Origin of the sequence: Bradyrhizobium sp. A5 (assembly GCF_042076515.1) — a bacterium.
GTDB lineage: Bacteria > Pseudomonadota > Alphaproteobacteria > Rhizobiales > Xanthobacteraceae > Bradyrhizobium > Bradyrhizobium cosmicum.
The window spans coordinates 1,468,771-1,495,718 of the sequence record NZ_CP148990.1 but is presented as its reverse complement, the minus strand read 5'-3'; the positions used below and the strand labels follow the sequence as shown (position 1 = coordinate 1,495,718).

Below are 26,948 nucleotides of genomic sequence, written 5' to 3'. Positions count from 1 at the left end.
GATGCGGATTGCCGCAAGTTTGTGCGCGGCGTGCGCCCGCGACGAAGCAGCGCGCCCGTCCGATCTCAGGATTTCAGCGCGGCGTGCGCCGTCTCCGGCGCCTTCAGCGTCGCGATGATCGTGATGATCGAGAGCGCGACGATGTAGACCGACACCGGCCAGTACGAACCGGCCCATGCCAGCAGCGCGGTTGCGATCAGCGGCGAGAAGCCGCCGCTCAGCGCGGCCGCGACATTGGCGCCCAGCGATGCGCCGCTATAGCGCACCTGGGTACGGAACAGTTCCGGCATGAACGCCGCCTTCGGTCCGAACAGCAGCGCATGCGTCAGCGTCATCGTCACGACGAGCGCGAAAATGATCAGCGCCGGTTCTTTTGTATCGAGGAACCAGAACAGCGGAAACGCCAGCGCCACGGAGAACACGCCGCCGGCGAGATAAAGCGCCTTGCGGCCGAAGATGTCGGAGAGCCAGCCGGCGAGCGGCAGCGTCGCGAACTCGACGACCGCGGCATAGACCACCGCATCCAGGATCACCTGGCGCGGCAGGCCGAGCTTGGTCGTGGCATAGACCACGGTGAAGACGGTGAGGAGATAGGCGAGCCCCACTTCCGACACCGTGATGCCGATCGCGAGCAAGAAGCTGCGCCAGTCGCGGCGGAGCACTTCCAGCGCCGGCTGCGCCAGCACTTCCCTGCGCTCGACCACCTCCTTGAAATGCGGCGTCTCCGCGAGCTTCAGCCGCACGATGAAGCCGACGCCGACCAGCAGGATGCTGATCAGGAACGGCACACGCCAGCCCCAGCTCAAGAAATCCGCCTCGGGCAACTTCGTCATGAGCGCGAAAATGCCGGTCGACGCGGCGACGCCGACCGGAAAGCCGATCTGCACCAGGCTGCCGTAAAAGCCGCGCCGGTTGCCGGCGTGCTCGATCACCATGACCACCGCGCCGCTCCATTCGCCACCAAGCCCGATGCCCTGGACGAAGCGCAGCACGATGAGCAGGATCGGGGCCCAGACGCCGATCTGGCTGTAGGTCGGCAGGCAACCGATCAGGAAGGTGCCGAGCCCCATCGCGATCATGGTCGCGACCAGCATCTTCTTGCGGCCGAGCCGGTCGCCGTAATGCCCGATGATCGCGCCGCCGATCGGCCGCGCGACGAAGCCGACGGCATAGGTGGAGAACGCCGCCAGCGTGCCGACGAAAGGATCGAAGCTCGGGAAGAACAGCTTGTTCAGCACCAGCGCGGCCGCCGTGCCGTAGATCAGGAAATCGTACCATTCGATCGCGGTGCCGAGCGCGCTCGCCCACACCACATGCGCCGTCGTCGATTTTTCCGCCGCTGCGGACACGCCCGTTGCTGCCGTCATGCCCTGCCCCACGAATTCCTGAAAGCATCATGGCCAATCGTCATGACGGTTGCAATCTGTGGCGGTGCCATCTCTCACAGGATAACTCCGCGAGATTTTGCGCGCCGCTGCTTCAGCACCCGTCATTGCGAGCGCAGCGAGTCAATCCAGACTCTCTCCGCCGAGACAGTCTGGAATCCTCGTCGCATCAGCGCAAAATGGCTGCGCAATTTTGTCGCGAGCTCCTCGCAATGACGGATGTTGAGGCAGTTGCGGCTCCCGGCCGTCCCGTCTGCAAGGAGGAACCCGTCAAGCTCATAATTCGTCATTGACAAACTCATTCGCCAATATCTAATTTACCGTCAGAACAACCGGCCGCGCCAGGCGGCCCATAAAAGAGAGGGAACGACAATGAGAGGGCTTCTGGCCTGCGCCATGTTCGCGGCCACGACTTCGGCTGCGATGACTTCAGCCGCGACCGCGCAAGTCTCCGACGACGCTGTGCGGATCGGCGTGCTGACGGATCTGTCGAGCTGGGGCCGCGACAACAGCGGGCCGGGCTCGGTCGAGGCCGCGAAGATGGCGGTGGAGGAGTTCGGCCCGACCGTGCTCGGCAAGCCGATCGAGATCATCAGCGCCGACCACCAGATGAAGACCGACGTCGGCGTGCAGATCGCCCGCGGCTGGTTCGACAACGGCAAGGTCGACGCGGTCGTCGACATCCCCAATTCCGGCATCGCGATCGCTATCCACAACATGGTGCGCGAGCGCAACAAGATTGCGCTGCTCTCCGGCCCCGGCGCGAGCTCGCTGACCGACGAGCTGTGCAGCCCGAACACCGTGCACTTCACCTACGACACCTATGCCCTGTCGAAGGTGACGGCCTCAGCCGTGATCAAGGAAGGCGGCAAGTCCTGGTATTTCATCACCGCGGACTATGCCTTCGGCCAGCAACTCGAGAAGGACGCCACGCGCTTCATCAACGAGATGGGCGGCAAGGTGCTCGGCGGCGTGAAGCATCCGACCAACACGGCTGACTTCTCCTCCTTCGCACTGCAGGCGCAGAGCTCGAAATCCGACGTCGTCGCCTTCGCCAATGCCGGCCAGGACACCGATAACGCCATCAAGCAGTCCGGCGAGTTCGGCCTCGTCCAGGGCGGCCAGAAGCTGGTCGGCCTGCTGATGTTCGACACCGACGTGCACGCGATCGGCCTGAAGGCCGCGCAGGGCACCTACATGACCACGGCGTCGTACTGGAACATGGACGAGGCGACGCGCGCCTGGTCGAAGAAGTTCTACGAGCGCACCAAGGTGATGCCGACCATGATCCAGACCGGCGTCTACGGCTCGGTGCTGCATTATCTCAAGGGCATCAAGGCCGCCGGCACCGACGATCCCGCCAAGGTGATGGCCAAGATGCGCGAGCTGCCGATCGAGGACGTCTTCGTCCATGGCGGCAAATTGCGCGAGGACGGCCGCGTCATCCGCGACATGTATCTGGCCAAGGTGAAGACGCCCGAGCAGTCCAAGGAGCCCTGGGATTATCTGGAGATCGTCAAGACCGTGAAGGGCGAGGACGCCTTCCGCCCGGTCTCCGAATCCAAATGTCCGCTGCTGAAGAAGTGAGGTTGACATGACCGGCCACGCGCACAACGCAAGCGAAACATACGAGTGCGACGTGCTCGTGGCCGGATCGGGTTGCTCCGGCATGTCGGCCGCGATCACCGCGCGCTATCGCGGCCTCGACGTGCTGATCGTCGAGAAGGAGCCGCGCTTCGGCGGCACCACTGCGCGCTCCGGCGGCTGGCTGTGGATTCCCGGCACCTCGCTGGCGAAGGCCTACGGCATCGAGGAAGGGCCCGAGCAGGCCCGCACCTATCTGCGCCACGAAGCCGGCAACAATTTCGACGCCGCGCGCGTCGATGCGTTCCTGAGTGCCGGTCCTGAAGCGGTCGATTTCTTCACCAGCAAGACCGCGCTGCGCTTCGACATGCCACTGGTGTTTCCCGACTATCACGCCGAGGCCCCCGGCGGCGCGCAAGGCGGCCGCTCGATGGTGACCCGGCCGTTCGACGGCCGCGAGCTCGGCGACCAGATCAAGACGCTCGGCATGCCGCTGCCCGAGCTCACCGTGTTCGGCATGATGCTCGGAAGCGGCAAGGAGATCATCCACTTCATGCGCGTGACGAAGTCGCTGAATTCGGCGGTCTATGTCGCCAAGCGGCTGTCGCGCCATTTGATGGATGTGCTGCGCTATGGCCGCGGCATGACGCTCACCAACGGCAACGCGCTGGCGGGACGCCTCGCAAAATCCGCCCAGGACCTGAAGATTCCGATGTGGCTGTCCTCGCCGGTGCGCGAGTTGACCGTCGAGAACGGCACCGTCACCGGCGCGATCGTCTCGCGCGAAGGCCGTGACGTCCGCATCCGTGCGCGCGCGGGCGTCGTGCTCGCCTGCGGCGGCTTTCCGCATGACGTCGAGCGCCGCAGAAAAATGTTTCCACACGCGCCCACCGGCGTTGAGCATTTCTCACCGGGACCGACCGGCAATACCGGCGACGGCCTGCGCCTGGCTGAGAGCGCCGGCGGACACGTCGAGAATCGGCTGCCGAACGCGGCGGCGTGGGTGCCGGTGTCGCTGACCACGCGCAAGGACGGTTCAAAGGGCGTGATGCCGCATTTCATCGACCGCGCCAAGCCGGGCGTGATCGCGGTGATGCGCGACGGCAGGCGCTTTGCCAATGAGGGCAATTCCTACCACGACTTTGTCCAGGCCATGATCAAGGCCGCAACGCCCGGCGAGGAGATCGCGGCCTATCTCGTCTGCGATCACCCGACGCTGCGCAAGTACGGCCTCGGCTGCGTGCCGCCGTTCCCGATGCCGCTGGGTCATCACCTCGATACCGGCTACCTCATGCGCGGCGACACGCTGGAGGCGCTGGCGGCCAAGGCCGGCATCGATGCGACTGCGTTCATTGAGACTGTCAAGCAGTTCAATGCGACCGCACCGCTAGGACACGACGCCGCCTTCGGCAAGGGCTCGAAGGCCTACAACCGCTACCAGGGCGACGCCATGCACGGCCCCAATCCCTGCATTGCGCCGATCGAGAACGGCCCGTTCTACGCCATCAAGATGGTGATCGGCGATCTCGGCACCTATGCCGGCATCGTCACCGACGAGCACGCCCGCGCGCTGGATGCGGAAGGCCGGGTGATTCCCGGGCTCTATGCCGCCGGCAACGACATGGCGAGCATCATGGGCGGCAATTATCCCGGGGCCGGCATCACGCTTGGGCCGGCGCTGACCTTCGGCTACATTGCCGGCCGTCATCTCGCCGACAGCGCCGCCAAGCGCGACGCGGCGTAAGCGAAGCGCACCGGAGGCGCATGAAGAGAGAGAGTCGCGGCATCCAGTCGATCGAGGTCGGCGGAGAATTGCTCCGCGCGCTCGCCAGAAGCGGCGAGCCGATGATGCTGCGCGATCTCGCCCGCGAGGCCGGCATGACACCGGCCAAGGCACATCCTTATCTGGCCAGTTTCTCCCGCATCGGGCTGATCGAGCAGGACGAGACCACCGGCCGCTACGAGATCGGCGTGCTGGCGCTGGAGCTCGGCCTGATCAGCCTGCGCCGGCTCTCGGGCGTGCGCATTGCGCAGCCCAAAATCGCGGCGCTCGCGAGCCAGATCGGACATGCGGTCTCGCTGGCAGTCTGGGGCACGCATGGCCCGACTGTGGTGCAGCTGGAGGAGCCCGGCCAGCCCATGCACATCGTGATGCGCGCCGGCTCGGTGATGGCGCTGCTGGAGACCGCGACCGGCCGCGCCTTCGCGGCGTTCCTGCCGGAGAAGACGATCAACGCCGCACTCGAGAGCGGCCTCGATCGCCACGGCGTCGGCTACAATCCGAAGCGCGCGGTGAAAGGCGCGAAAGTCGCCGAGATGCTGGCCGAGGTCCGCAAGCACGGCCTCGCCCGCGCGCTCGGCGATCCCCTGCCCGGCGTCAACGCATTCTCCGCGCCTGTGTTCGACCATGCCGGCCATGTCGCGCTGGTTATCACCGCGATGGGACCGGAAGGCACGTTCGACGCCCGCTGGGACAGCCCGATCGCCCATGCCCTGCGCGACTGCGCCGGCGGCATCTCGAAGCGGCTCGGTTACGGCATGACGATCGCGGCGGAGTGAGGCGCGCCTAGATGGGCGATATCAGGACCTGCTCCGCGGAAATCGAGCCGCTGTCGACGACGAGCGCGATCGCACCGCCGGTCAGGGGCAGATCGCCACTATCGTGCACGCTGAACAGCTTCTTGCCGTCGACATAGGCTTCGATGCCGGTGCCGGCCACACGCAGCTCGACCTTGTATTTACGATCGAGCTCCCAGGCGAACCGCTCGCCGGCGAGCACGATCTCGTCGTGCACGCGCTTGACCAGGCGCACGCGCCCACCCTCGGCGCGATCGAACATCAGGGCATAATAGCGCTCACGTCCCTGCACGCGCGCGGCGAGGCCCCAGGCGTTCGCCAGCAGCGGCATGATCTCCGAGGTCACCCGATAATCCTTCCAGTCGCGCGTGCCCTGCGCGACGAAACCAAGCCCATCGCCATTGGTGGCGCGCAGGCCTTCCCACCGCGTCTGGAACTGGCTGACATTGTTGACCCAGGCGTGCTTCCACATTGTGCTGAGATTGTCGTCCGGCCGCTTCAGCACGGTGTCGGCCGCGCCGCTCCAGGTCAGGTAGTCCAGATAGAGCGTGCCATCAACGCCGAGCGGATCGTGCGTCACGATCTCGACGCCGATCTCGAAGATCGGATAGGCGTTGGTCTCCGGTACCTGCCAGCTCAGCACGGCCTGGCTGCCGCCCGCGAGCTCCTGCGCATCGCCATAGATCTGGACTAGCTCGTCGCGCTCGTCATAGACGCTCGCGAAGAGGCGCACTGCGACGGCGCCGCTGTCCGTTTCCGACTCCAACCGGCACTCGACGCGCTGCCCGGAATACAGCGTCGGGCAGGACACCAGCTGGTAGGTCGGCATCGTGAACACCTCCTTGTCGAAGAAGGTGGGGCTGGCGACGCGTGCGACGCGGCCGGGCGCAAGGCGGCGGAAGTCGATCGCAAGGCTGCGCTCGCCATTGCGGCTGTGACCGGCGACGTTGCTGAGCTGCACCTCGTGCAGGCGGGCCGGCGCTCCGCCCTTGGCATGGAAGCCCTGCAGGCTGCCCGGAAAATTGAAGTTGAAACGCGCGCCATTCTTGGCGACGGCCAATGCGGGCGCGCCCGCGAGCACCAGTCCCGCCGCGACCAGCGACTGCGTCTCGATCACAGCATCGGTGATCGCGGCCCCGCCGTCGGCGGTCGAGACGTACATGCGGTCGGCGATCGGCGTGCGGAAATCCGGTCCGGCGTCGAGGCCGGCCAATCCAGTGCGGATGCCGAACAGGCAGCCGACGTTGCCGGCGTTGCAGTCCGTATCCCAGCCGGCCGTGTTGGCGATCCGCATCGCTTCCTGAAAGCTGTTCTCGCCATAGAGCACAGCCAGAATGATCAGCGCGTGGTTGGGGACGACATGGCAGTTGCCGAGGAATTTGTCGTAGCCATAGCGCCCGGCGATCAGCGCACGGGTGCGCTCCCAGTCATTGCTGTTGTCGCCGGCATGCCAGTCGCGAACGTCGTTGACGACGCGCCGGATCAGCGAATCCTTCGGCACGAAACCGAGGCCGACGTCGATCAGCTTCTGCACGTCACGCTCGACGAAGGCCTGCGCTTCCATCGCCGCGAGCAGCTTTGCGGCATGTACGGACACGCCGTCATGGCTGACGCGCCCGGCCTGCTCGGCGAGATAGGCGGCCTGCTCGGGATTGCCCGGGCTCACCATCGCCCAGCCGTCGATGAAGATCTGCGCGCCGATCTGCTCGGCCACGGTTTGGCCGTTCAGCTCGATCGAACCGCTCTGCGGCGCGGGAATGCCGGACTTCAGCCGGAGATAGGCGGTGTGCTCGGTGGAATTGCCGATGCCGCCCCACCACAGGATGGCACGCTCCTCGACGATATAATTCAGCCAGGCCTGACCGACCTGCTTCGCCGTCAGGCGCTTCGGGTAGCCGTTGTCGGAGAGCGCGCGGGGAAACGCAAACGTGCCGGAGACGTCGTCGTCGGTGACGACGAGATGATGCGAACGCAAGGCGACGTCGCGGCGTTCGTTGACATAGTAGTTGATCGGCCCGAGCTCCTTCATGATGCGCTCATAGGTCCAGCCCTCAAAAGGCCGGCCGAGATAGACGCCGATGAGCTTGCCGAGCACGCCGGCATAGACGCGCTCCGCGTAGTCATGAGGAATAGCCGCCACCTGTTTACTCCCATATCCAATTCTTGGCTCGCCGGTCAGACCGACGAGCGCTTCATGATCTCGAATTTCAGCTCATGGCTCCTGCCTGGCGCCTCGAGCCCGCCCGGCTGCAACCGCTTGACCAACGTCTCCGCGGCGAGCGCGCCGAGATCAAACTCCGGCTGCCGCACCGTGGTGAGCCCGAGCAGTTTTGCGACCGGGATGTCGTCGAAGCCGGCGATTGCGATGTCATTCGGAATTGACAGACCGGCACCACGCGCCGCCTCCATCGCACCAAGCGCCAGCACGTCGCTCGCACCGAACACGGCAGTCGGGCGATCGCCCTTTCGTTCGAGCAGACGTCTCATCGCACGCGCACCTGATTCTTCAGAGTATGCGCTGTCGGTGATGAAATCCGGCGATAGCCCAGCCTCCCGCATCACGGCGCCGTAACCATGTGCGCGCCGCTGACTCGGACCGAATTCGGCCTGGATCATGGCGATGCGCCGATGCCCGCGCGCGATCAAAAACCGAGTCATCTCGGCGGCGGCTTCCGCGTTGTCGATATAGACGCTGTCGATCGCGAGCGGCCCGTCCGGCTTGTGCTGGCTTTCCAGCCGCACCAGCGGAATGCCCTTGCGCGCGAGCACGGCAAGCTGCGGCACCCGCAGATGAAAGAACGTCGCGACGACGCCGTCGGCGCGTCCCTGCAACAGCCAGTCGATGGCGCGAGCCTCGCCGTCCGGCCGGCCATCAGTGTCGAAGATCAGGACGTCATAGCCGGCCGGCGCCGCGACCGTCTGCAGCCCACGCACAAGGCCCGGATAGAACGGATTGGTGATGTCAGGGATGACGCAAGCCAGCGTCATGGTCCGCGCGCTGCGCAGCATGCGCGCCGGATGGTTCGGCTGATAGCCCAGTTCCTGCGCGACCTGGAGAATGCGCGTGCGCGTCGCAGGCGGAACGGACGGCGTCTCCGTCTTGTTCAGGACGAGCGACACCGCTGCCTGCGAAACGCCGGCCGCGAGCGCGATATCCTTCTGCGTGGGGCGGGCCGGCGTCGGTCGGTCGCGCCCCTTCCCCCGCTTCGTCCTCGTTGTTGACGTCGCCATTAGGCCTAGTTATACGTATTACTAAGGGAAAATCAACAATCGTCAACAGTACCGAGGAAACCGAGGTTCATCGCCATGACCATGACCCGACGCCAGCTTGTTGCCTCCATTCCCGCCGCAGCCCTTGTGGCAGGCTTGCCGCGGGGCGCCCTCTCCGAGGAGGGACGCAAGGTCGTGACGTTCTGGTTCGGCCAGGCGAACTCGGATGGTCAGGCCGCGCTGCGCAACGATCTGGTCGAGGCCTTCAACGCCTCGCAGGACAAATATCTGCTTCAGCTCGAGGTGAAGGGCGCCGCCGTCAACAATCTGCTGAAGGTCGCCCTCGTCGCCGGCAACGGCCCGGACATCGTACAGACCGCCGGTCCCGCCTATCTCACCGCGATCGCGAATGCCGGGCAGGTGCTGCCGCTCGACGATTTCGCCGAGAAGTACAAATGGAAGGATCGCTTCCTCGCGCCGCTGCTCAACACCAGCGTCTACGGCGGCAAGCTCTATGCGCTGCCGCGCGACTACGAATCGATGCACCTGTTCTACAACAAGGAACTGTTCAAGCAGCACGGCTGGAAGTTGCCGACCAACCGGCAGGAGATGGAAGAGGTCGCCGACGCCGCGCTCGCCAAGGGCATCATCCCCTTCGGCGCCGGCAATGCCGACTGGAAGGGCGTGAACGAGTGGCTGATGACGGTGTTCTTCAACAACGTCGCCGGCCCCGATAATGTCCGCAAGGCGCTCGCCGGCGAATTGCCCTGGACCGCGCCGCCCTTTGTCGAGGCCGTCGAGCTGTCAAAGGCCTGGTACAACAAGGGTTATTTCGGCAAGAACTACTTCTCGCTGACGATCGAGCAGAGCTTCCTCCAGGTCGTCAACGCCAAGGCGGCGATGGCGTTCAGCGGCACCTGGTCGTTCGGTACCAAATCCTACGGCATGTCGAAGCCCGACACGGTGATGGACGTGATGCCGACGCCGACGCTTGGCTCGGCCTTCACGGGATCGCTGGTGCACCTGGCCTGCGGCGCGACGCTGTCGATCGCCAAGACATCGCAGAATGCGGAAGGCGCGGCCGCCGTGTTCGAGTTCATGCTGACGCGCAAGTTCTACGAGACCATGAACCGCGACTGGCCCGGAAAATGGGCCCTGCCGGTCAAGGACCTGCCGCCGGACATGCTCAAGGGCATCGGCTATCCGCTGTTCGAGAAGACCATCGCCAATTTGCACGAAGCCTTCAGCAGGGGGCAGTACGGCTTCACCACCTGGACGTTCTGGCCGGGTGCGACCAACTCCTACTTGATCGAGGGCATCGAGCAGGTCTGGCTCAACAAGATCACACCGGATGCTTACCTGACGCGGATGCAGACGCTGTTCGCCCAGGAAGCGAAGGACGGCAAGGTGCCGCCGCTGCCGCCGCGGACGGCCTGACCTCAAGATGTGGTTGTTCGCGCTCCCGGCGCTGCTGATCAATATCTGCATCATCCTGGTGCCCGCCGTGCTGACATTCACGGCGGCGTTCTTCATGTGGGATGGTGTCGGCAAGCCGGCGTGGGCAGGCCTCGCCAACTTCCAGAACATGTTCGCCGATCCCGTGTTCTGGTCCGCGCTGACCAACAATTTCATTTGGACGGCGATCTTTCTCACCGTGCCGGTCTGCCTTGCCCTGGTGATGGCCGCGGCACTGCTGATGGCGCCGAAGCACGCATCGTCGTGCAGTCCATCATCTTCCTGCCGCGCATCATCGCGGTTGCAGTTACGGGGCGCATCTTCCAGGGCATGATCTTCAGCCCGGCCACCGGCATCGTCGCCTGGTTGAACGAGCGCGGCTTTTCGATCTCCGATCCCCTCGCCGACCCCGATCGTTCGCTCTATGCGGTCGCGGCCGTCGACATCTGGCACTGGTGGGGCTTTCTTGCGGTCGTGTTCCTGTCGGCGATGCGGCAGATCAGCGTCGACCAGATCGAAGCGGCGCGGCTCGACGGCGCGGGCTTCCTTGCGCTGTTCCGCTACGTGTTGATTCCGGGCATTCGCCCGACGCTCACACTCATGCTGATCCTGACCGTGATCTGGTCGTTCCAGGTGTTCGAGTTCATCTTCATCGTCACCCGCGGCGGCCCGGCCTATGGCAGCGAGGTGCTGGCGACGTTTGCTTATCGTCACGCCTTCTTCGAGGGCGACGTTGGCCAGGCCGCTGCCGCCGCCTGCGTCATGAGTTTGTTCGGCCTCTGCGCGACCGGTGTCTATCTCTGGCTCCAGATCACCGACGACGCGCAATCGACATGATCGGGGATCGCTGGAGCAGGACATTCAGCCTCGGGCTGATCGGCGTCGCATCGTTCAGCTCGCTGCTGCCGATCGTGCTCGCCGTGATGAACGCGCTGAAGACGACCGCCGAGATCGGCAGCAACCCGCTCGCGCTGCCGACCCAGTTGCACTGGGAGAACTTCTCCTCGGCCTGGCGCAACGCCCAGCTCGGGCCGAGCCTGCTGCACAGCGCCGAGGTCGCAAGCCTCACCATTTTGATGGTCTGCGTCACCGCGACGCCCTGCGCCTATGTGCTGGCGCGGCAGAAGGGTAAGGTCTGGCGCTTCATCACCTTCTACTTCATGGCCACGATCACCGTGCCCGTGCAGCTCTACCTCTATCCGCTCTATTTCATGTTCGCCAAGCTCGGCCTGGTCAATTCGATCCCCGCCGTGGCGCTGATCTACACCGCGATGTTCTCGCCGTTCGCGATTTTCCTGCTGCGCACCTATGCGCTGGCGATTCCCGTTGCGCTCGAAGAAGCAGCGCAAGTCGATGGCGCAAAACCGTGGCAGATATTCTGGTACGTGATCCTCCCGATGATGCGGCCGGGGCTGTTGACAGTCGCGATCATCGTCGGCCTGAACGCCTGGAACGAGTTCGTCATCGCCGTGACGTTCCTCCAGAACGACAGCAACGTCACGGCGATCGTGCGCTTCTACAATCTGACCGGCCAGTATTCGACCGACTGGGGCGAGATGCTGTCTGCCGCCGTCATCATCGTGCTGCCGATCGTCGTGATCTTCGTCCTGCTCCAGCGCCAGTTCATCGACGGCATGACGTCGGGCGCGGTGAAGTCGTAACGCTTGCTACTTGTCCTTCACCGGCACCGTGTAGTTCAGGATCAGGCGGCCGCCATCGGGATAGATGGTCTGCCCGGTGATGTAGGACGCATCGTCACTGGCGAGGAACGCGACAACGGAGGCCACCTCGCTCGGCTCGCCGCCACGGCCGGCCGGCGTGCGTGACATCACGGTTTTGCGGGCATCCTCCGAGGTGTAGATCGAGGATGCCACCATATCGGTCAGAATCGTGCCCGGCCCGACCGCGACGACGCGGATGTTGTGCGGGGCAAGCGCGACCGCGGCGACCGAGGTCAGCTGCTTCATGCCGCCCTTCGACATGGCGTAGGTCGCCAGCGCCGGGATCGCCAGCAGCGCGTTGACCGAGGACATGTTGATGATGACGCCGCCACCGCCCTGCGCGATCATCTGCCTAGCCGCCGCCTGGACGCCGAAGAACGCGCCCTTCAGGTTGATGCCGATGATTTCGTCGAATTCTTCCTCGGAGATCTCCAGGATGTCCCGGTTGCGGGCGACGCCGGCATTGTTGACCATGATGTCGATCCGGCCGAACTCTTTCACGGCGGTTGCGACGAGTTGATCCACGTCGGCGCGCCTGGCGACATTGCCGACCACGGTACGCAAGGCGTCCGGCCGCCCGAGTTCGGCGGCCGTTGCAGCCAGACCATCGGCATCGACATCCGAGATGACGACCTTGACGCCGTCATCGAGGAATCGCTTTGCACAAGCCTTGCCGATGCCGCGCGCCGCGCCGGTGATGGCGGCGACCTTGCCGGATAGTTTCATGGGTCTCACTCCAGAAGTGCTGCTTGGCGGCCATCCCGGATCAGACTCCGGTTCAGGCCGCCGCAAAGCCGAGATGAGCACGGAACCGGTTTTTGATAAAGACGGCATCGCGCGAGGGCAGCGAACGCGGCGGATTTTCCGCCAGAACTTTGATGACAAAGAGCCGCGGTCCATCGGCCGGTCCTGCGATCTCGGTCGCGAGACGTTTCACCTCCTCGAGCGTCCGCACGGTGCCGGTTGCGGCAAGGCCGCAAGCAACCGCGATCCCCGTGAGATCGACTCCACGACCGGTGTGGCTCGCCTGCATCCCGGTCTCGCCAAAATGCTGGTTGTCGATCACGACAATGTCGAGGTTGCGCGGACGCGCGACGCCGATGGTGGCGAGGCCACCGAGCCCCATCAATTGCTCGCCGTCGCCGGTCAGAGCGAGGACGCGCTTGGCGGGCTGCGCCCGGGCCAGGCCAAGCCCGATCAGCGCGGCGCCGCCCATGGCGCCCCAGAGATAGAAATTGCCGTCGTGGTCGCCGACGGAATGAAGGTCATAGGTGGGCGAGCCGAGACCGGAGACGACCAGCGTATCCTTGCGATCCCGAAGGAGAGCCGCGACGGCGGCACGGCGATCGAGTTGAGAGGCATTCGACATCGACATCACCATTTCTTCTTGCCGATCAGGCGCTGCCCGATCAGGACCGCGATCTGCTGGTCGGAATCGTAGGCGAGCGCTGCGGCCGCTTCGACCGTCTCGACCAGATCCTCCGCCGTCTCCGCACGCATCACCTTCAAGCCGATCGCCTCCAGCGAGGGCTGCGTCGCCCGGCTCATCGGGACCTGCCAGGGGTTGAACTCGGCCCATTCGCCGCGCATCGTCACCAGCATCAAGAGCGGAAAGCGGCCGATCGCCGACAGCGACAGCATGTTGATGCAATTGCCAACCCCGCTCGACTGCATCAGCAGCACGCTGCGCTGGCCGCCGAGCCAGGCGCCCGCGGCAATGGCGATGCCCTCCTCTTCCGTGGTCAGCACGTTGGTGGTGACGTCGCGGTCGGCCGAGAACATGCGGATGAGCTGGCTGTGGCCGGCGTCGGGGACGTAGGACATCTGCCTGACGTCGGCGGCCTTCAGGATGCGATAGAGCTCGGACGGCCAGTCGATTTCGGGGTTGGGCTTGGGGCTATGCACCGCGTGTCTCCGTGAATTTCGAGCGGCACGCTACCGATGTTCGGGCGCGAAAGCGCTGACCGTCTGGGACGATCAGATATCGAGGAATTGTATAGCTGGCTTTTCGCTGTCGGTTGCGGACCGGCAGCGCGGTGCGCATTGCTGCGCCCTCTCCCCTTGCGGGAGAGGGCATCACCGCAGGTTGACACACACTCACTCGGTGAGGGGTTGCCTCCGCGCACTCACGCGCCTCTATATTCGCGGAGCGATACCCCTCATCCGGCGCTTCGCGCCACCTTCTCCCGCAAGGGGAGAAGGGAAGAGGCACTGCCGCTCGGGCTACTTAGTTCGCCGCAGACCTCGCCGCGGCCGGCATGTAGATCTGCGCGTAGCCTTCCTTGATCGCCGACGTAATGCGATCGAGGCGGCGATCGATGTGCTTCTCCAGCACCGAGACGCAGGCCTCTTCGTTCCGCGCCTTCAGCCCTTCGATCACGGCGCGGTGCTCGGCTTGCGTGTTGGAGCGGTTGATGCTGTCCATGTCGATCCAGCGCACGAAGCGGATGCGGGCGTTGACGTTGCGCAGCACGCGCAGCATCTCGGCATTGTTCGACATCCCCATCAGCCGCTCGTGAAAGGTCTCGTCCAGCTCGACAAGTTCCACGGACGAGCGCTCGCCGGGATCGGGGCCGGTGGCTTCGAGAAATTTCAGCAGCGCGTCGATGTCCTCGTCCTTGGCGCGCTTGATGGCGAGGCGGATCGAGGCCACCTCGATCGACTTGCGCAGCTCGTAGAGATCGAAGATCTCGTGCGCGTCGAGCTCGCGGCAGAAGAAGCCCTTGCCCGGCGTGAAGCGCAGGAAACCTTCGGTGTTGAGACGATTGAGCGCTTCGCGCAGCGGCGTGCGGCTGACGCCAAGCCTTTTGGCGAGCTCGCCCTCGTTGAGCCGCTCGCCCGGCTTGAACTCATAGCTCACGGCCATCGCCTTGAGCTGTTCATAGACGCGATCGACGATACTATCGGAGGCCAGTTCCACGTTGCTCTTCATCAACTGCATTCATGCCCGAACACAGTTCAATATACTGGGGCTATCGAGGCGATTGCAATGCAAACGACAGTTGGGGGTCGTTTGTTCAGAGCTTTGCGACTGGACGTCAGGCGAAGGCGCGCGGGCGCAGTCCAGCATGAAACCAGGTGATCATGGAATAGATGTCGTAGACAGGCAACCCGACTTCGGCCTGCAGGGCTGCCGCATAAGGCGGCATGTTGGTGCATTCGAGGACGATGGCACCGACGTCAGGGTTCTTGGCGACAAGCTGCTTGCCGGCCTCCACCACGTCACGCTCGGCCTGGGCGACGTCCATGTCGTCCTTCTCCGCCTTGATCAGGACGCGGAAGAATTCCTTGCCGTGCTCGGTGCCGACCAGCGGCGTATCGAGCGGCACACCGGCACCTTCGAGATGGGCCGGCGTCAGGGTCGAGCCCGACACCGTGACGAGGCCGACGCGCTTGCCGGGCGGCAAGGTCGCCTGCACCCACGGCACCTGCATCAGCGACGAGGTCGCGACGGGAACGCCGACGGCGGCCGCGATCTCCTTCTGGAATAGCGAGAGAAAACCGCAATTGGTGGTGATGGCCTCGGCCCCGAGCCGCACCAGATCCCTGGCCGCATCGATGAAATCAGGCAGCAGGCCAGCCGCGCCCTTCAGCACCACCTTCTCCGGCGATGCGCCGCTCACCACGCGATACAGCACCGGGAACGGCCAGGTCGTGCCATTGCCCATATCGCCGGGAATGCGGGGAAAGCGCGCTTCCAGCATCAGGATGCCGAGCGGCGCGCCATAGATGGCCTTGCCGCCACGGGCGATGCGAGAGGACGAATTGGCTGGAGTGGTCATGGTGCGATCTCAGAGGAAGCGAGTGGGCGCGAACGGCGCGAGCGGAATTTCCGGCTGCTTGTCGCTCAGAAGCTGCGCGACAAGACGGCCGGTGCGGGCCGAGCCAACCAGGCCGATATGGCCGTGGCCGAAGGCATAGATGATGTCGCGCGAGGCCCGCGCATGGCCGATGCAGGGCAATCCGTCCGGCATGCTCGGACGATGGCCGAACCAGGTCTTGATGCGCGAGGCCGGAATGTCCTTCGGCAGTTTCGGGAACATGCTGAGAAGATGATTGCGCAGAATCTCGGCGCGCTTCCAGTTCGGCGCGGCCTCGAGGCCTGCGATCTCGACCGTGCCGGCGGCGCGCAGGCCCTTGTCGGTCCAGTTTACCACCATCTTCGCATCGGACGCCATCATCGAGCTGCGCGGCCCGGACTCAGGGTTCTCGATCATCACGTGATAGCCGCGCTCGGTCTCGAGCGGCAGCGGATCGCCGACCGACGCGGTGAGCCGCCTTGAATGCGCGCCGGCGGCGACGACGGCGGCATCGCAGGGAATCTCGCCGGTCTCGGTGATGACGGCAACGAGCTTGTTGCCGTTCAGCTTGAGACCGGTCGCCCTGGCGCGTACGAGTTTGACACCGCTCGCCAGCGCATGATTGGCGAGCGCCGCGACGTAAGCGCCGGGATCGCGGCAGCGCCCGGCCTCCTCGACCACCACGCCAAACGTGTAGCGCGGATGCAGATCGGGTTCACGCTGACGCATCTCGTCGGCGTTGAGCTCCAGCCATTCGACGCCGACCTTCTTGCGCAGGCGCCAGCCGAGGTCGTTGTCGAAATTGCCGCGCGACGGGAACACATGCATCACGCCGTTGCGCTCGACCAGCTCAGGAACGCCCGCCTCTTCCGCAAGCTTCCGGTGCAGCAGCGGCGCGTCCTTCAGGAGATCGCGCAGCGCGAAGACCGTCTTCGCGACCCGCGCCTCGGTCCAGCCGGAGAGCAGGTACTTGATCAGCCAGGGCAGCGCCTTCGGCAAGTAAGACCAGCGGATCGCCAGCGGCCCGAGCGGGTCCATCAGATAGCCCGGCACCTTCTTCCAGATGCCCGGCTCGGCCGGCGGGATCACCGAATGCGAGGACAGCCAGCCGGCATTGCCGTAGCTTGCCGCCTGTTCGCCACCGGGCTCACCCGGATCGATCAGCGTGACGCGATGACCATCGCGCAGCGCCTCGATGGCGCTGATCACGCCGACCGCGCCGGCTCCGATGATGGCGACGTGGCGGCCCTGCTGCATCGCTTACGCCTTCACCGCGGGCGTGAAATCCTTGCCGACCGAGATCGCGCGTGGATCAATGATGCAATGGAGGATCGACGGCTTGCCCGAGGCGAGCGCACGTTCGAACGCCGGCGCGAACTCCTCGGTACGCTCGACGCGTTCGCCATGACCGCCGAACGCCTTGGCATACATCGCGAAGTCAGGGTTCTTGAGCTGGGTCCCGACCACGCGGCCGGGATAGTCGCGCTCCTGGTGCATACGGATGGTGCCGTATTGCGAATTGTCGACGACGATGACGACCAGCGGCACGTCGTATTGCACAGCGGTCGCGAACTCCTGGCCGTTCATCAGGAAGCAGCCGTCGCCGGCAAACGCGATGACGGTGCGATCCGGAAATTGCCGTTTCGCGAGCACCGCCGCCGGACGCCATAGCCCATCGAGCCCGAGGTCGGCGCAAGCTGCGAGGCAAAGCTGTGGAAGCGGTGATGGCGATGGATCCAGCCGGCGTAGTTGCCGGCGCCGTTGCAGACGATCGCGTCCTTCGGCAAGCGATCGCGCAGCCACGTCATGACCTGGCCATACTGGAACGTGCCCGGCAATTCGCGCGCCTTGTCGGTCCAGGCGAGGTAATCGGCATGCGCCTTGGCGGCCTCGCCCTTCCAGGCGACAGCGCCTGAAGGCTTCAGCGTCTCGACGGCGGCGGCGAAGGCGGCGGGGCTCGCCTGGATCGCCAGTTCCGGCTGATAGACGCGGCCGAGCTCTTCCGAGCCCGGATGCACATGGATCAGCTTCTGCCGCGGCGTCGGAATGTCGAACAGCGTGTAGGACGAGGACGGCATCTCCGACATGCGCCCGCCGATGAGAAGAATGACATCGGCGTTGTCGATGCGCACCTTCAGGCCCGGGCTCGGCCCGATGCCGAGATCGCCGGCATAATGCGAATGGTCGGCGTCGATCAGCGACGCCCGGCGGAACGAGGTCGCGACCGGCAGGTCGAAGCGCTCGGCGAAGCGCGCGATGCTCCTGGTGGCTTCATCGGTCCAGCGCGAGCCGCCGAGAATGACGAGTGGCGCCTTGGCGCTTGCGAGCATCGCACCGACGCGCTCGACATCGGAAGGCGCCGGCCAGCTCACCGCCGGCTCGATGCGCATGGCGTCGGCAACAGCCGCGGTCTCGGTCAGCATGTTCTCCGGCAGCGCGATCACGACCGGACCGGGACGGCCCTGCATGGCAACGCGGAAGGCGCGCGCGACCAGCTCCGGGATACGATCGGGACGATCGATCTCGACCGCCCATTTCGCCATGGTGCCGAACACCGCCTTGTAGTCGAGCTCCTGGAACGCCTCGCGCTCGCGCATGCCGGTGTCGACCTGGCCGACGAACAGGATCATCGGGGTCGAATCCTGCATCGCGATGTGGACGCCATGGCTGGCATTGGTGGCGCCGGGGCCGCGGGTGACGAAGCAGACGCCGGGGCGACCGGTGAGTTTGCCATAGGCTTCCGCCATCATCGCGGCGCCGCCTTCGGCGCGGCAGATCACGACGTCGATCGGGCTGTCATGCAGCGCATCGAGCGCCGCCAGATAGCTTTCGCCCGGCACGCAGGTGACGCGGTCGACGCCCTGGGCGACCAGCTGATCGATCAGGATCTGGCCCCCGGTGCGGGTGTTACGAATGGTCATGACAGCTCCCTGCAGGCTTTGGCGATGCGCATCACGGCTTCGCGCAAGTTTTGTTCCGAGGTGGCGTAGGACAGGCGGAAATAAGGTGCAAGGCCGAAACAGCTGCCCGGCACCACGGCCACGTCATGCCTCTCCAGCAGAAAGCGGCAGAACGCGGCATCGCTGTCGATCGTGACGCCATCCGGCGTGCGGCGGCCGATCAGGCCGGCGCAGCTCGCATAGGTATAGAACGCGCCTTCCGGCCGGCGGCAGATGACGCCGTCGATCGCGTTGAGCGCGTCGACCACGATGTCGCGGCGACGCTGGAATGCGGCGCGGCGTTCGACCAGCAGATCCTGCGGCCCGGTCAGCGCGGCAATCGCGGCGGCCTGGCTCACCGAGCAGGGGTTGGTCGTGCTCTGGCTCTGCACCACGGCCATCGCTGCGATCAATTCGCGCGGGCCGCCGCCATAGCCGACGCGCCAGCCGGTCATGGCATAGGCCTTGGACACGCCATTCACCGTCAGCGTGCGCGATTTCAGGCTCGGCTCCAGCGCCGCCGCTGTCACGAACGGCATGCCGTCATAGATCAGGTGCTCGTAGATGTCGTCGGCGATCAGCCAGACATGCGGATGGCGCTTGAGCACATCCAGGATCGGGCGCAGCTGCGCCGCGGAGTAGGCCGCACCGGTCGGATTGGACGGCGCGTTCAGCAGCAGCCAGCGCGTCTTCGGCGTGATCGCGCGCTCGAGATCGGCGGCATCGAGGCGAAAGCCGTTGTCCTCGCGGCAGAGCACGTCGACCGGCGTGCCGTCGGCAATGCGCACCATGTCGGCATAGCTGGTCCAATAGGGCGCGGCGAGGATGACCTCGTCGCCGGGGCTGAGCGTTGCCATGAAGGCGTTGTGGATTACCTGTTTGGCGCCCGCACCGGCGGTAATCTCGTCGGCGGCGTAGACGAGATCGTTCTCGCGCCGGAATTTCTGCGCGATGGCGGCCTTCAATTCCGGCGTGCCGTCCAGAATGGTGTATTTGGTCTGGCCGGCGCGAATGGCGCGCATCGCGGCGTCCTTGACATGGTCGGGCGTATCGAAATCAGGCTCGCCTGCGCCGAGCACGATCACCGGCCGTCCCTCGCGCTTCAGCCGTTGCGCGACCGCGCCGATCTTGAGGATCTCGGAGACGCCGATCGCGCCGATGCGCCGGGCGGGGCGGAAGGTCGATGCGGGAGCCTGGACAGTCACGGCCGAGCCTTTACTTGCGCGCGGCGATCGCGATCACTTCGATGAGGAAGGCGGGATCGGCGAGCTCGACCTTGCCGCAGGCGCGGGTCGGGGTATCGCCCGGCACGACCCAGCCATCATAGACCGCGTTCATGGCGTCGAAATCCTCCATGGTCTTGAGCCAGACCTGCACGCTGAGCAGGCGCGACTTGTCGGTGCCGGCGCGCGCCAGCATGTCGTCAACCTTCGCCAGCGCCTCCTTGGTCTGCTGGGTGATGTCGGCGGTCTTGGTGTCAGCCACTTGTCCTGCGAGGAAAACGAGATCGCCGAACACTGAAGCGCGGCTGCGGCGGGCGTTCTGGTCGATGCGGGTGATGTCAGACATGGAATGACCTTATTCTTTACTTGCCGGTGGCGATGATGCGGCGGCAGTGATCGAGCGCCGCGCCGATGAGATTGTCGCTCGCCTCGGGCGTGCGGAACGCCGAATGCGCCGACAGCGTCACATTCGGCAGCTTTGTCACGGGGTGTCCTGCCGGCAGCGGCTCGATGGTGAAGACGTCGAGGCCGGCATGGGCGATGTGCCCAGAGCGCAGCGCGTCGAGCATCGCATCCTCGTCGACGACCGCGCCCCGCGCGGTGTTGATCAGGATGCTCCCCTTGCGCATCTGCGCGATGCGCTCGCGCGACAAAAAGCCTTTGGTCTCGTCGGTGAGCAGCAGATGCAGCGAGACGACGTGGCTGTCGGCCAGCAGTTTCTCCAGCGGAACGAATTCGACGCCGGGATGCGTCTTCGGCGTCCTGTTCCAGGCGATCACCTTCATGCCGCAGCCCGCCGCCATCCGCGCGGCTTCCGCCGCGATGCCGCCGAAGCCGATCAGGCCGAGCGTCTTTCCGGTGAGCTGCATCGCGTCACGGCGCAGCCAGTTGCCCTCGCGCATGGCGCGATCCATCTCACCAAAATTTCGGGCGGAGGCCCACATCAGCGCGATCGCGCATTCTGCTACCGCCGTGTCGCCATAGCCCTTGATGGTATGGACGGCGATGCCGCGCTCAGCGAGCTCTTCCGGATTCATGTAGCTGCGTGCGCCGGTGCCGAGGAAGACGACATGCTTCAGCTTCGCGCACTTCTCGGCGATCGCTGATGGCACCGCGGTGTGGTCGACGATCATGATCTCGGCATCGCCGAGCAGGCCAGGCAGATCATCGGGCTTGATGGAGGGGTTGCGATTGATGCTGACCGGCAGCTTCTGCGAGGCCAGCAACTTGTCGGTCACCGCCGCCAGGGTCTGGTTCGCATCGACGAATAGGGCGCGCACAGGCCTCTCCTTCAGATCACTTCCATATTGCGTTCAGTCTTGTATTCAGAGTTGAATGCGATTTACAACCCCTCACCGTGGGGAATTTTGCGCAATCCTGCCAAGATAATTGGGCTCATCTCTGCCTTGCCGCACAAATGGTCAGCAAATCGAAATACCGTATTGCATTTTACTCTGAATACAGAAATAGTCCAGAGGCCGGACACGATCCGACCCAAATTCCAGGAGGCAACAAGCCATGAATCGCAGGGATGCACTCACCACCGTCGCGCTGGCAGGCGCCGCGATTGCCGCCGCGAGCAGCGCAGCCAAGGCCGACACCGCACCGACCTCCACGCTCGACCGCATCAAGAAGAATGGCGTGCTGCGCGTTGCCGTCATCGTGGGCCAGGAGCCCTACTTCCATAAGGATCTCGCCACCGGCACATGGTCCGGCGCCTGCATCGACATGGCCAACGACATCGCCAGCAAGCTCGGGGCCAAGGTCGAGACGCTGGAATCGACCTGGGGCAACCAGATCCTGGACCTGCAGGCCGACAAGGTCGACCTCGCCTTTGCCGTGAACCCGACGCCAGAGCGCGCGCTGGTCATCGACTTCTCGACACCGATCCTGGTGCACTCCTTCACCGTCATCACCAAGAAGGGCTTTGCCAAGCCGCAGACCTGGGCCGAGCTGAACAAGCCCGAGGTCAAGATCGCCGTCGACATCGGGTCCACGCACGAGACGATCGCGCGCCGCTACTGCCCGAAGGCGACCATCCTCGGCTTCAAGAACCGCGACGAGGCCATCCTTGCCGTCGCCACCGGCCGCGCCGACTGCAACGTCTCGCTGGCGGTGCTCTCGGTCTCGACCCTGAAGAAGAATCCGAACCTCGGTGACCTCGCCATCCCGCGCCCGCTGCTGACGCTGCCGACCAACATGGGCATCCGCGCCGAGAGCGACCGTCGCTACAAGGACTTCCTCAGCGCCTGGGCCGATTACAACCGTGCGATGGGCCAGACCCGCGAATGGATGCTGAAGGGTTTCCAGGCAGTCGGGCTCACCCCCGACGATCTCCCGCCAGAAGTGCAGTTCTGACGGCCATCCGACGATGTATGTCTGGGAGTTCGCGGCGCTCAAGCCGTATTGGGGCCTGATCTGGCAAGGGCTCCTGGTCACCTTGTTCTACACGGTGACCACGGTGGCCGCGGGCCTCACGATCGGACTGGTCGTCGGCATCCTGCGTACGACGGCACCGCGCTGGGTCTCGGTGCCGCTGCGTCTCTACATCGAGGTGTTCCGCTGCACGCCGCTGCTCGTGCAGTTGGTCTGGATGTACTACGCCCTGCCTGTTCTGATCGGCGTCGACATGTCGCCGGCGATGGCCTGCTTCATCGCGCTGTCGCTCTATGCCGGCTCGTTCTACGCCGAGATTTTTCGTGGCGGCATCGAGGCGGTCGATGTCGGCCAATGGGAGGCCGGACGCGCCATCGGCATGCGGCGTGGCAAGATCTTCCGCCGCATCGTGCTGCCGCAGGCCACCCAGGTGATGATCCCCTCCTTCATCAACCAGACCATCATGCAGTTGAAAAACACCTCGCTGGTGTCGGTGGTCGCGGTCGGCGACCTGCTTTACCAAGGCTCGGTGATCACGGCGACGAGCTACAAGCCGCTCGAGGTCTACACCACGATCGCCGTGCTCTATTTCGTCGTGCTGTTCCCGCTGACGCTGGTCGCCGACCGGGTCGAGCTCAGGATGGGAGCGCACCGATGAGCGCCCTGATCGCGGACAACATCCACAAGGCATTCGGCGACCATAAGGTGCTCAAGGGCGTCTCGCTCTCGGTCGCGCGCGGCGAGGTCGTCACCCTGATCGGCGCCTCCGGCTCCGGCAAGTCGACTTTCCTGCGCTGCCTGAACCTGCTCGAAATGCCGCAACAGGGCGAGCTTGCGATCGGATCGCATAGGTTTGCGTTCGGCAAAGGCCCTCGCGCGCCAAAGGACGCGCAACTGGCGCAACTGCGCGAACATGTCGGCATGGTGTTCCAGCACTTCAATCTGTTCCCGCACATGTCGGTGCTCGCCAATGTCACCGAAGGGCCGGTGCAGGTGAAGGGCATGGCGCGCGCCGACGCCGACGCGCTCGGCCGCGACCTACTCGCCAAGGTCGGCCTCGCCGACAAGGCCGATGCCTTTCCGAGCCGCCTGTCCGGCGGCCAGAAGCAGCGCGTCGCGATCGCCCGCGCGCTGGCGATGAAGCCCGAGGTGATGCTGTTCGACGAACCGACCTCGGCGCTCGATCCCGAACTCGTCGGTGAAGTGCTCGCCGTCATCCGCAGCCTCGCCGCCGAAGGCATGACCATGGTGCTGGTCACGCACGAGATGGCCTTCGCGGCCGACGTCTCCACCCGCGTCGGTTTCATGAACGACGGCATCATGGCCGAGATCGGCACGCCGGAAGAGACCATCCGCCAGCCGCGCAGCGAACGGCTGAAGGCGTTCCTGGCCCGGTTTCACGAGACGCATTAGGGGCGTTCGCGCTACCGCACGGTCAGCCGGCTACAAGCGGAAGATATCGCCCAGACTGGTGGCAAACATCACCGGCCCACGCCGGCTGCTGGAAAATGCCGCGGCGCTCAGCGGGCCGCCAAAACATGCGCCGGTGTCCAAATTCAATCGATTGGCCCGCAGATCGGGGCGCCCGGATGTCACCGGCGTATGCCCGTGCACGACGAGCAGCCCGTGATCGTCGGCGGACGAGAGGAAGGGCTCCCTGATCCAGAGCAGATCCTCCTGCGACTGAAGAGACAGCGGCACGCCGGGACGAATGCCGGCATGGACGAACAGGCGATGCCGGTCCTTGTGCACCAACGGAAGCCGTCGAAGCCATGCCAGGTGCTCGGCAGGCAAATCGCTGGGATCATCGGCGCCGTAGCTTTCGAGGGTCCGCTCGCCGCCATTCCCCCACCAGCTCATCAGATCGCGATCCGCGCGATGCCTGCCCGCAGCGCGGATCAGCATCTCCTCATGATTGCCGCGCAGGCAGATGAAACGACCCTCCTGATCCGACTGCCGACCGATAAGGAAATCCACGACCTGACGGCTGTCGGGGCCCCTGTCGATATAATCGCCGACAAAAATGAACCGAGCGCCCTCTTCCCGGCACGCAAGATCGCATACTGCAAGCAGCGTGAGCAGTTCGTCGAAGCATCCGTGAATATCGCCAATGGCGAACGTAAATGAATGCGCCAGGGTTCACTCCACGCGCGGCTTGATCAGACGTTCTGCGGATTCGCGGCAGTCTGGGCTAACCCGCAAGCTGCATCAGCAATGCCCTGAACTTGCCGAGATCGAGCATGCACGCATCGTGCATTCCATACCCCGCAAAGCTGGCGGCGAAGAAGCGAAGGTCGAAATCTTTCGGCTCCACGATCTCGTCGACGATGTTCAATAGCTTCCTGCTGCGCGGGTTGTGGTTCGCGATCAGAAAAATCACTTCAGGCCGACCGGAAACGATGGCACGGCTGTAGTTCGCATGCTTGTTGAAACCGACGAGCTTCAGCTGCAGCAGTTGATCGAATTGGTCCGCAATCGTCTTGTTGAGACCTTCACGCTTGACAGGATTGGCCAGGATGCCTTCGAGATCCGCGATGTGCTTTGCGATACCGGCGGCGCCATCGTAGGATCCCGTACCGTACTTCATCTCGACGAGAACCGGCTTGCACTTGGTCTCGTCCTTGCGCAGACCGCTCGGCCATTTGAGCCCAACCATGTCGAGCTTGGCCCCCTGATCGCGGTCGGCGAACTCGATGTCCGTGATGAAGTATTCGGTGTCGTTGGATATGACGGACCTGTTGTTCTCCCACGCGGCAAGTTGCTGAAACTCGCGCTCGGATTTCCGTTTCGTCGCGAAGTGCGCGTTCATCGTTTCCTTGAGTTTCGGCAGCACCGCCACCCAGTTCGAACAATCTCCGGCTGCTTGAATGGTGGCAGCAGGCAAAGCAACGACTTCCTCCTCAAAATAGCTGGCGTCAAACTTCGCAGCGTACCCGTTGGCCTGTTCCGAAATGTGCAGGATGCTTCCGCCGCGATAGTAGACGTTGATGTAGTGACCGCGAAGCGCCAGCATCAGCGTGTCGTCGCTTTGGATCTTCTTCGTCAGTTCGGACAGCAGTCCTCCGTCCTGCAGATCCCTGATGAATTTGTCGGAGATTGCGCTTCCCATTTTTACTCCCCCTTTGCGGTCTCAAAAACAATTGCCTTAGACATCCCACCACTCGCCGTCCGCGCGGCGGGTGACGTTGTCGAAATAGTCGGAGAAACGATCGCCGTGGAACGTGTGGATGGGCACGAGCCGCTCCGGATTGAGCGCGCTTGCCAGTCGTTTGAGGTCGGCGATGCTGGCGTGCCCCGACGTGTGGACGACCGCGAGCGGGATCCCGCGCTCCAGCAGATCGTCCTTGAGTTTCGCACCGGGGCCGGCCTGCAAATATCCGTCCCATTGGGACCAGATCGCTCTCGCGTTGTCCCATAAATGACCGAGGTCGAGATCGCGCGCCATTGCGGGCCGAAACAGCATGACAGCCTTGTCGGCGATCTCCGCGATATGCTCGCGAAAGATGCGCGCCGACTTGTAGGGTTCGAGAAGATCGAAGCGCTGGTTCCTGGCTATGTGGCGCCGTTGGTATTCCGGGACGTAGACCGACAGGTTCGGCCAACCGATATCGGGGAGGTTCGGATTGCCGGTGGCCCTCAGGATCTCCATCGCATAGAGATCAAGCAGTAGCGTTCGTCCCGTCCGCTTGCAGGCACGGTAGATGCTGACCAGCCGGTCGATGTTCTGCGCCGATGCCGAGATCAATACAAATCCCGGCCGGCCGAAGCTCTCGGCCAGCCTGGCCTCGATTGCATCTTCGTTCTCGAAACGGTCGTGCTCGTTCAAACGACCAAGGCTCGAGCCTTCCATCAGCATCGTGTCGATGCGTTCGGGCGGCTTGCTCACCAATCGCTCGAACAACGCTGCCTTTCGACCGTGAGCGCGGATATCGCCGCTATAGAACAGATGACGCCCACAAGCCTCGATCTGGAGGGCGTAAGCGTCGTAGGCCGAATGGTCGACGAGATACGGCGTAATCCGGAAGGGGCCGATCTGCAGGACAGTCCGGTCGCTGAGGTGCTGCGAGACGCTCGGGACGAAGGAGTTCGGTACGAATGGGGCGGCCGCGCTCAAGATGCGCGCCGTTGCCGCTCCCATGACCACCGGAATCCCCGGCCTGCACACCGGCAGCAACCCCCAGTGATCGCCATGCCCGTGCGAGATGACAATCGCGTTCAAGCCCGGATGGTCGCTGCGCAGCCCTTCCACGTCAGGCAGCAGAGCGTCCGAGACGTCGGCGGCGTCGAGAGGCAAGCCCAGATCGAGCAGTATCCTTTGGCCGCCTGCTTCCAGCTCGATGCAGGACCCGCCAATTTGTTGCGCGCCGCGATGTATCCGCGCGCGGAAAGCGCCCGACGATTCACTTTGCATCTGCGGGTCCCCGAATTCGGCCTAGCGAAGCGGCCGCAGATGAAACTGGCTCTCGCGCCTGTCCCGCTGCCCCGGCGCGTGCCGATCGAAGCCCCGTTCGGGAGAATTGGAGTTGTCGTGGTCGTTCAGTGGTCCAGGATTCATTGGGCAACAACTCCGAGATTGGCAATCATCTCTCTATATTCAAACGAGGGCCCGAGAAATTGCGCCTTTAGACCAAAAAAAATCCTACGTTGCCCTCGCGCAACACTTCGAAGCCCCAGTCTG

General features: G+C 64.4%; 25 protein-coding genes and 1 pseudogene. 10 read left to right on the top strand and 16 right to left on the bottom strand.

Annotated features, from left to right (window positions below; genetic code table 11):
* Window positions 1-65: 65 nt before the first annotated feature.
* Window positions 66-1,367 (bottom strand): MFS transporter, encoded by a 1,302-nt coding sequence (locus tag WHZ77_RS07035; protein WP_375313014.1) that lies wholly within the window; start codon window positions 1,365-1,367, stop codon window positions 66-68.
* Between the two features lie 390 nt (window positions 1,368-1,757).
* Between WHZ77_RS07035 and WHZ77_RS07030 the strand changes: the two genes are divergently transcribed.
* From WHZ77_RS07030 to WHZ77_RS07020, 3 genes are read left to right on the top strand one after another with little or no spacing between them, the layout of a single operon-like run.
* A complete protein-coding gene (locus WHZ77_RS07030) occupies window positions 1,758-2,972 on the top strand; it encodes an ABC transporter substrate-binding protein (RefSeq protein ID WP_375313013.1) in 1,215 nt (404 codons plus the stop codon).
* A gap of 7 nt (window positions 2,973-2,979) precedes the next feature.
* Window positions 2,980-4,713: an FAD-dependent oxidoreductase gene (locus WHZ77_RS07025; protein ID WP_375313012.1), complete on the top strand. Its 1,734-nt coding sequence runs from the start codon at window positions 2,980-2,982 to the stop codon at window positions 4,711-4,713.
* A 20-nt stretch (window positions 4,714-4,733) separates the two neighbouring features.
* The gene (locus WHZ77_RS07020) at window positions 4,734-5,528 is read left to right on the top strand and encodes an IclR family transcriptional regulator (protein ID WP_014440094.1); all 795 of its coding nucleotides are present in this window, start codon (window positions 4,734-4,736) and stop codon (window positions 5,526-5,528) included.
* Window positions 5,529-5,535: 7 nt separating this feature from the next.
* Here the strand turns inward: WHZ77_RS07020 and WHZ77_RS07015 are convergent, their stop codons facing one another.
* Together WHZ77_RS07015 and WHZ77_RS07010 are read right to left on the bottom strand one after the other, a co-directional pair.
* A complete protein-coding gene (locus tag WHZ77_RS07015; RefSeq protein ID WP_375313011.1) occupies window positions 5,536-7,686 on the bottom strand; it encodes an ADP-ribosylglycohydrolase family protein in 2,151 nt (716 codons plus the stop codon).
* 35 nt (window positions 7,687-7,721) lie between these two features.
* Window positions 7,722-8,666 (bottom strand): LacI family DNA-binding transcriptional regulator, encoded by a 945-nt coding sequence (locus WHZ77_RS07010; RefSeq protein ID WP_375313010.1) that lies wholly within the window; start codon window positions 8,664-8,666, stop codon window positions 7,722-7,724.
* A gap of 186 nt (window positions 8,667-8,852) precedes the next feature.
* On the opposite strand from WHZ77_RS07010, the gene WHZ77_RS07005 reads away from it, so the two are divergent.
* Genes WHZ77_RS07005 through WHZ77_RS06990 form a run of 4 tightly spaced genes read left to right on the top strand, consistent with a single transcriptional unit; the run spans window position 8,853 to window position 11,872 of the window.
* On the top strand, window positions 8,853-10,193 hold the full coding sequence (locus tag WHZ77_RS07005; RefSeq protein WP_375313009.1) for an ABC transporter substrate-binding protein: 1,341 nt from the start codon (window positions 8,853-8,855) through the stop codon (window positions 10,191-10,193).
* Window positions 10,194-10,200: 7 nt separating this feature from the next.
* Entirely contained in the window at window positions 10,201-10,545 is a 345-nt protein-coding gene (locus tag WHZ77_RS07000; protein ID WP_375313008.1) for a hypothetical protein, read from the top strand.
* Window positions 10,476-11,048 carry a carbohydrate ABC transporter permease gene (locus WHZ77_RS06995; protein WP_375313007.1) on the top strand — a complete coding sequence of 191 codons (573 nt, stop codon included), beginning with the start codon at window positions 10,476-10,478 and terminating at the stop codon, window positions 11,046-11,048. Before WHZ77_RS07000 ends, WHZ77_RS06995 begins: the two co-directional genes overlap by 70 nt.
* The gene (locus tag WHZ77_RS06990) at window positions 11,045-11,872 is read left to right on the top strand and encodes a carbohydrate ABC transporter permease (protein ID WP_375313006.1); all 828 of its coding nucleotides are present in this window, start codon (window positions 11,045-11,047) and stop codon (window positions 11,870-11,872) included. Before WHZ77_RS06995 ends, WHZ77_RS06990 begins: the two co-directional genes overlap by 4 nt.
* 6 nt (window positions 11,873-11,878) lie before the next feature.
* On the opposite strand, the gene WHZ77_RS06985 is transcribed toward WHZ77_RS06990, so the two are convergent.
* The 10 genes and pseudogenes from WHZ77_RS06985 to WHZ77_RS06940 all read right to left on the bottom strand — a co-directional run bounded on the left by WHZ77_RS06985 (window position 11,879) and on the right by WHZ77_RS06940 (window position 21,174).
* Entirely contained in the window at window positions 11,879-12,658 is a 780-nt protein-coding gene (locus WHZ77_RS06985) for an SDR family NAD(P)-dependent oxidoreductase (RefSeq protein ID WP_375313005.1), read from the bottom strand.
* A gap of 52 nt (window positions 12,659-12,710) precedes the next feature.
* Window positions 12,711-13,301, bottom strand: coding sequence for a thiamine pyrophosphate-dependent enzyme (locus WHZ77_RS06980; RefSeq protein ID WP_375314671.1), 591 nt, complete (start codon window positions 13,299-13,301; stop codon window positions 12,711-12,713).
* 5 nt (window positions 13,302-13,306) lie between these two features.
* Window positions 13,307-13,837: a thiamine pyrophosphate-binding protein gene (locus WHZ77_RS06975; protein ID WP_375313004.1), complete on the bottom strand. Its 531-nt coding sequence runs from the start codon at window positions 13,835-13,837 to the stop codon at window positions 13,307-13,309.
* Window positions 13,838-14,159: 322 nt separating this feature from the next.
* The gene (locus WHZ77_RS06970) at window positions 14,160-14,864 is read right to left on the bottom strand and encodes a GntR family transcriptional regulator (protein ID WP_375313003.1); all 705 of its coding nucleotides are present in this window, start codon (window positions 14,862-14,864) and stop codon (window positions 14,160-14,162) included.
* 106 nt (window positions 14,865-14,970) lie between these two features.
* Window positions 14,971-15,714, bottom strand: a complete 744-nt coding sequence (locus tag WHZ77_RS06965) for an aspartate/glutamate racemase family protein (protein WP_375313002.1) — start codon at window positions 15,712-15,714, stop codon at window positions 14,971-14,973.
* Between the two features lie 9 nt (window positions 15,715-15,723).
* Entirely contained in the window at window positions 15,724-16,989 is a 1,266-nt protein-coding gene (locus WHZ77_RS06960) for an NAD(P)/FAD-dependent oxidoreductase (protein WP_375313001.1), read from the bottom strand.
* A 3-nt stretch (window positions 16,990-16,992) separates the two neighbouring features.
* A pseudogene (locus WHZ77_RS06955) lies at window positions 16,993-18,653 on the bottom strand (thiamine pyrophosphate-binding protein).
* Window positions 18,650-19,876: a pyridoxal phosphate-dependent aminotransferase gene (locus tag WHZ77_RS06950; RefSeq protein ID WP_375313000.1), complete on the bottom strand. Its 1,227-nt coding sequence runs from the start codon at window positions 19,874-19,876 to the stop codon at window positions 18,650-18,652. The pseudogene WHZ77_RS06955 and the gene WHZ77_RS06950 overlap by 4 nt, the downstream one beginning before the upstream one ends.
* A 10-nt stretch (window positions 19,877-19,886) precedes the next feature.
* On the bottom strand, window positions 19,887-20,240 hold the full coding sequence (locus tag WHZ77_RS06945) for a RidA family protein (RefSeq protein WP_375312999.1): 354 nt from the start codon (window positions 20,238-20,240) through the stop codon (window positions 19,887-19,889).
* Between the two features lie 16 nt (window positions 20,241-20,256).
* Window positions 20,257-21,174, bottom strand: a complete 918-nt coding sequence (locus tag WHZ77_RS06940; RefSeq protein ID WP_375312998.1) for an NAD(P)-dependent oxidoreductase — start codon at window positions 21,172-21,174, stop codon at window positions 20,257-20,259.
* A gap of 238 nt (window positions 21,175-21,412) precedes the next feature.
* On the opposite strand from WHZ77_RS06940, the gene WHZ77_RS06935 reads away from it, so the two are divergent.
* The 3 genes from WHZ77_RS06935 to WHZ77_RS06925 are packed head-to-tail and all read left to right on the top strand — an operon-like array spanning window position 21,413 to window position 23,683.
* Window positions 21,413-22,252, top strand: a complete 840-nt coding sequence (locus WHZ77_RS06935; protein ID WP_375312997.1) for a transporter substrate-binding domain-containing protein — start codon at window positions 21,413-21,415, stop codon at window positions 22,250-22,252.
* Window positions 22,253-22,265: 13 nt separating this feature from the next.
* Window positions 22,266-22,928 (top strand): amino acid ABC transporter permease, encoded by a 663-nt coding sequence (locus WHZ77_RS06930; RefSeq protein ID WP_375312996.1) that lies wholly within the window; start codon window positions 22,266-22,268, stop codon window positions 22,926-22,928.
* On the top strand, window positions 22,925-23,683 hold the full coding sequence (locus tag WHZ77_RS06925) for an amino acid ABC transporter ATP-binding protein (protein WP_375312995.1): 759 nt from the start codon (window positions 22,925-22,927) through the stop codon (window positions 23,681-23,683). Before WHZ77_RS06930 ends, WHZ77_RS06925 begins: the two co-directional genes overlap by 4 nt.
* 30 nt (window positions 23,684-23,713) lie before the next feature.
* Here WHZ77_RS06925 and WHZ77_RS06920 read toward each other — a convergent pair whose 3' ends face one another.
* The 3 genes from WHZ77_RS06920 to WHZ77_RS06910 form a co-directional block, all read right to left on the bottom strand.
* A complete protein-coding gene (locus tag WHZ77_RS06920) occupies window positions 23,714-24,343 on the bottom strand; it encodes a metallophosphoesterase family protein (protein WP_375314670.1) in 630 nt (209 codons plus the stop codon).
* Between the two features lie 118 nt (window positions 24,344-24,461).
* Window positions 24,462-25,379, bottom strand: a complete 918-nt coding sequence (locus tag WHZ77_RS06915; RefSeq protein ID WP_375312994.1) for a hypothetical protein — start codon at window positions 25,377-25,379, stop codon at window positions 24,462-24,464.
* 36 nt (window positions 25,380-25,415) lie between these two features.
* Complete coding sequence (locus WHZ77_RS06910; protein ID WP_375312993.1) at window positions 25,416-26,681, bottom strand: MBL fold metallo-hydrolase; 1,266 nt, start codon at window positions 26,679-26,681, stop codon at window positions 25,416-25,418.
* Window positions 26,682-26,948 lie beyond the last annotated feature (267 nt).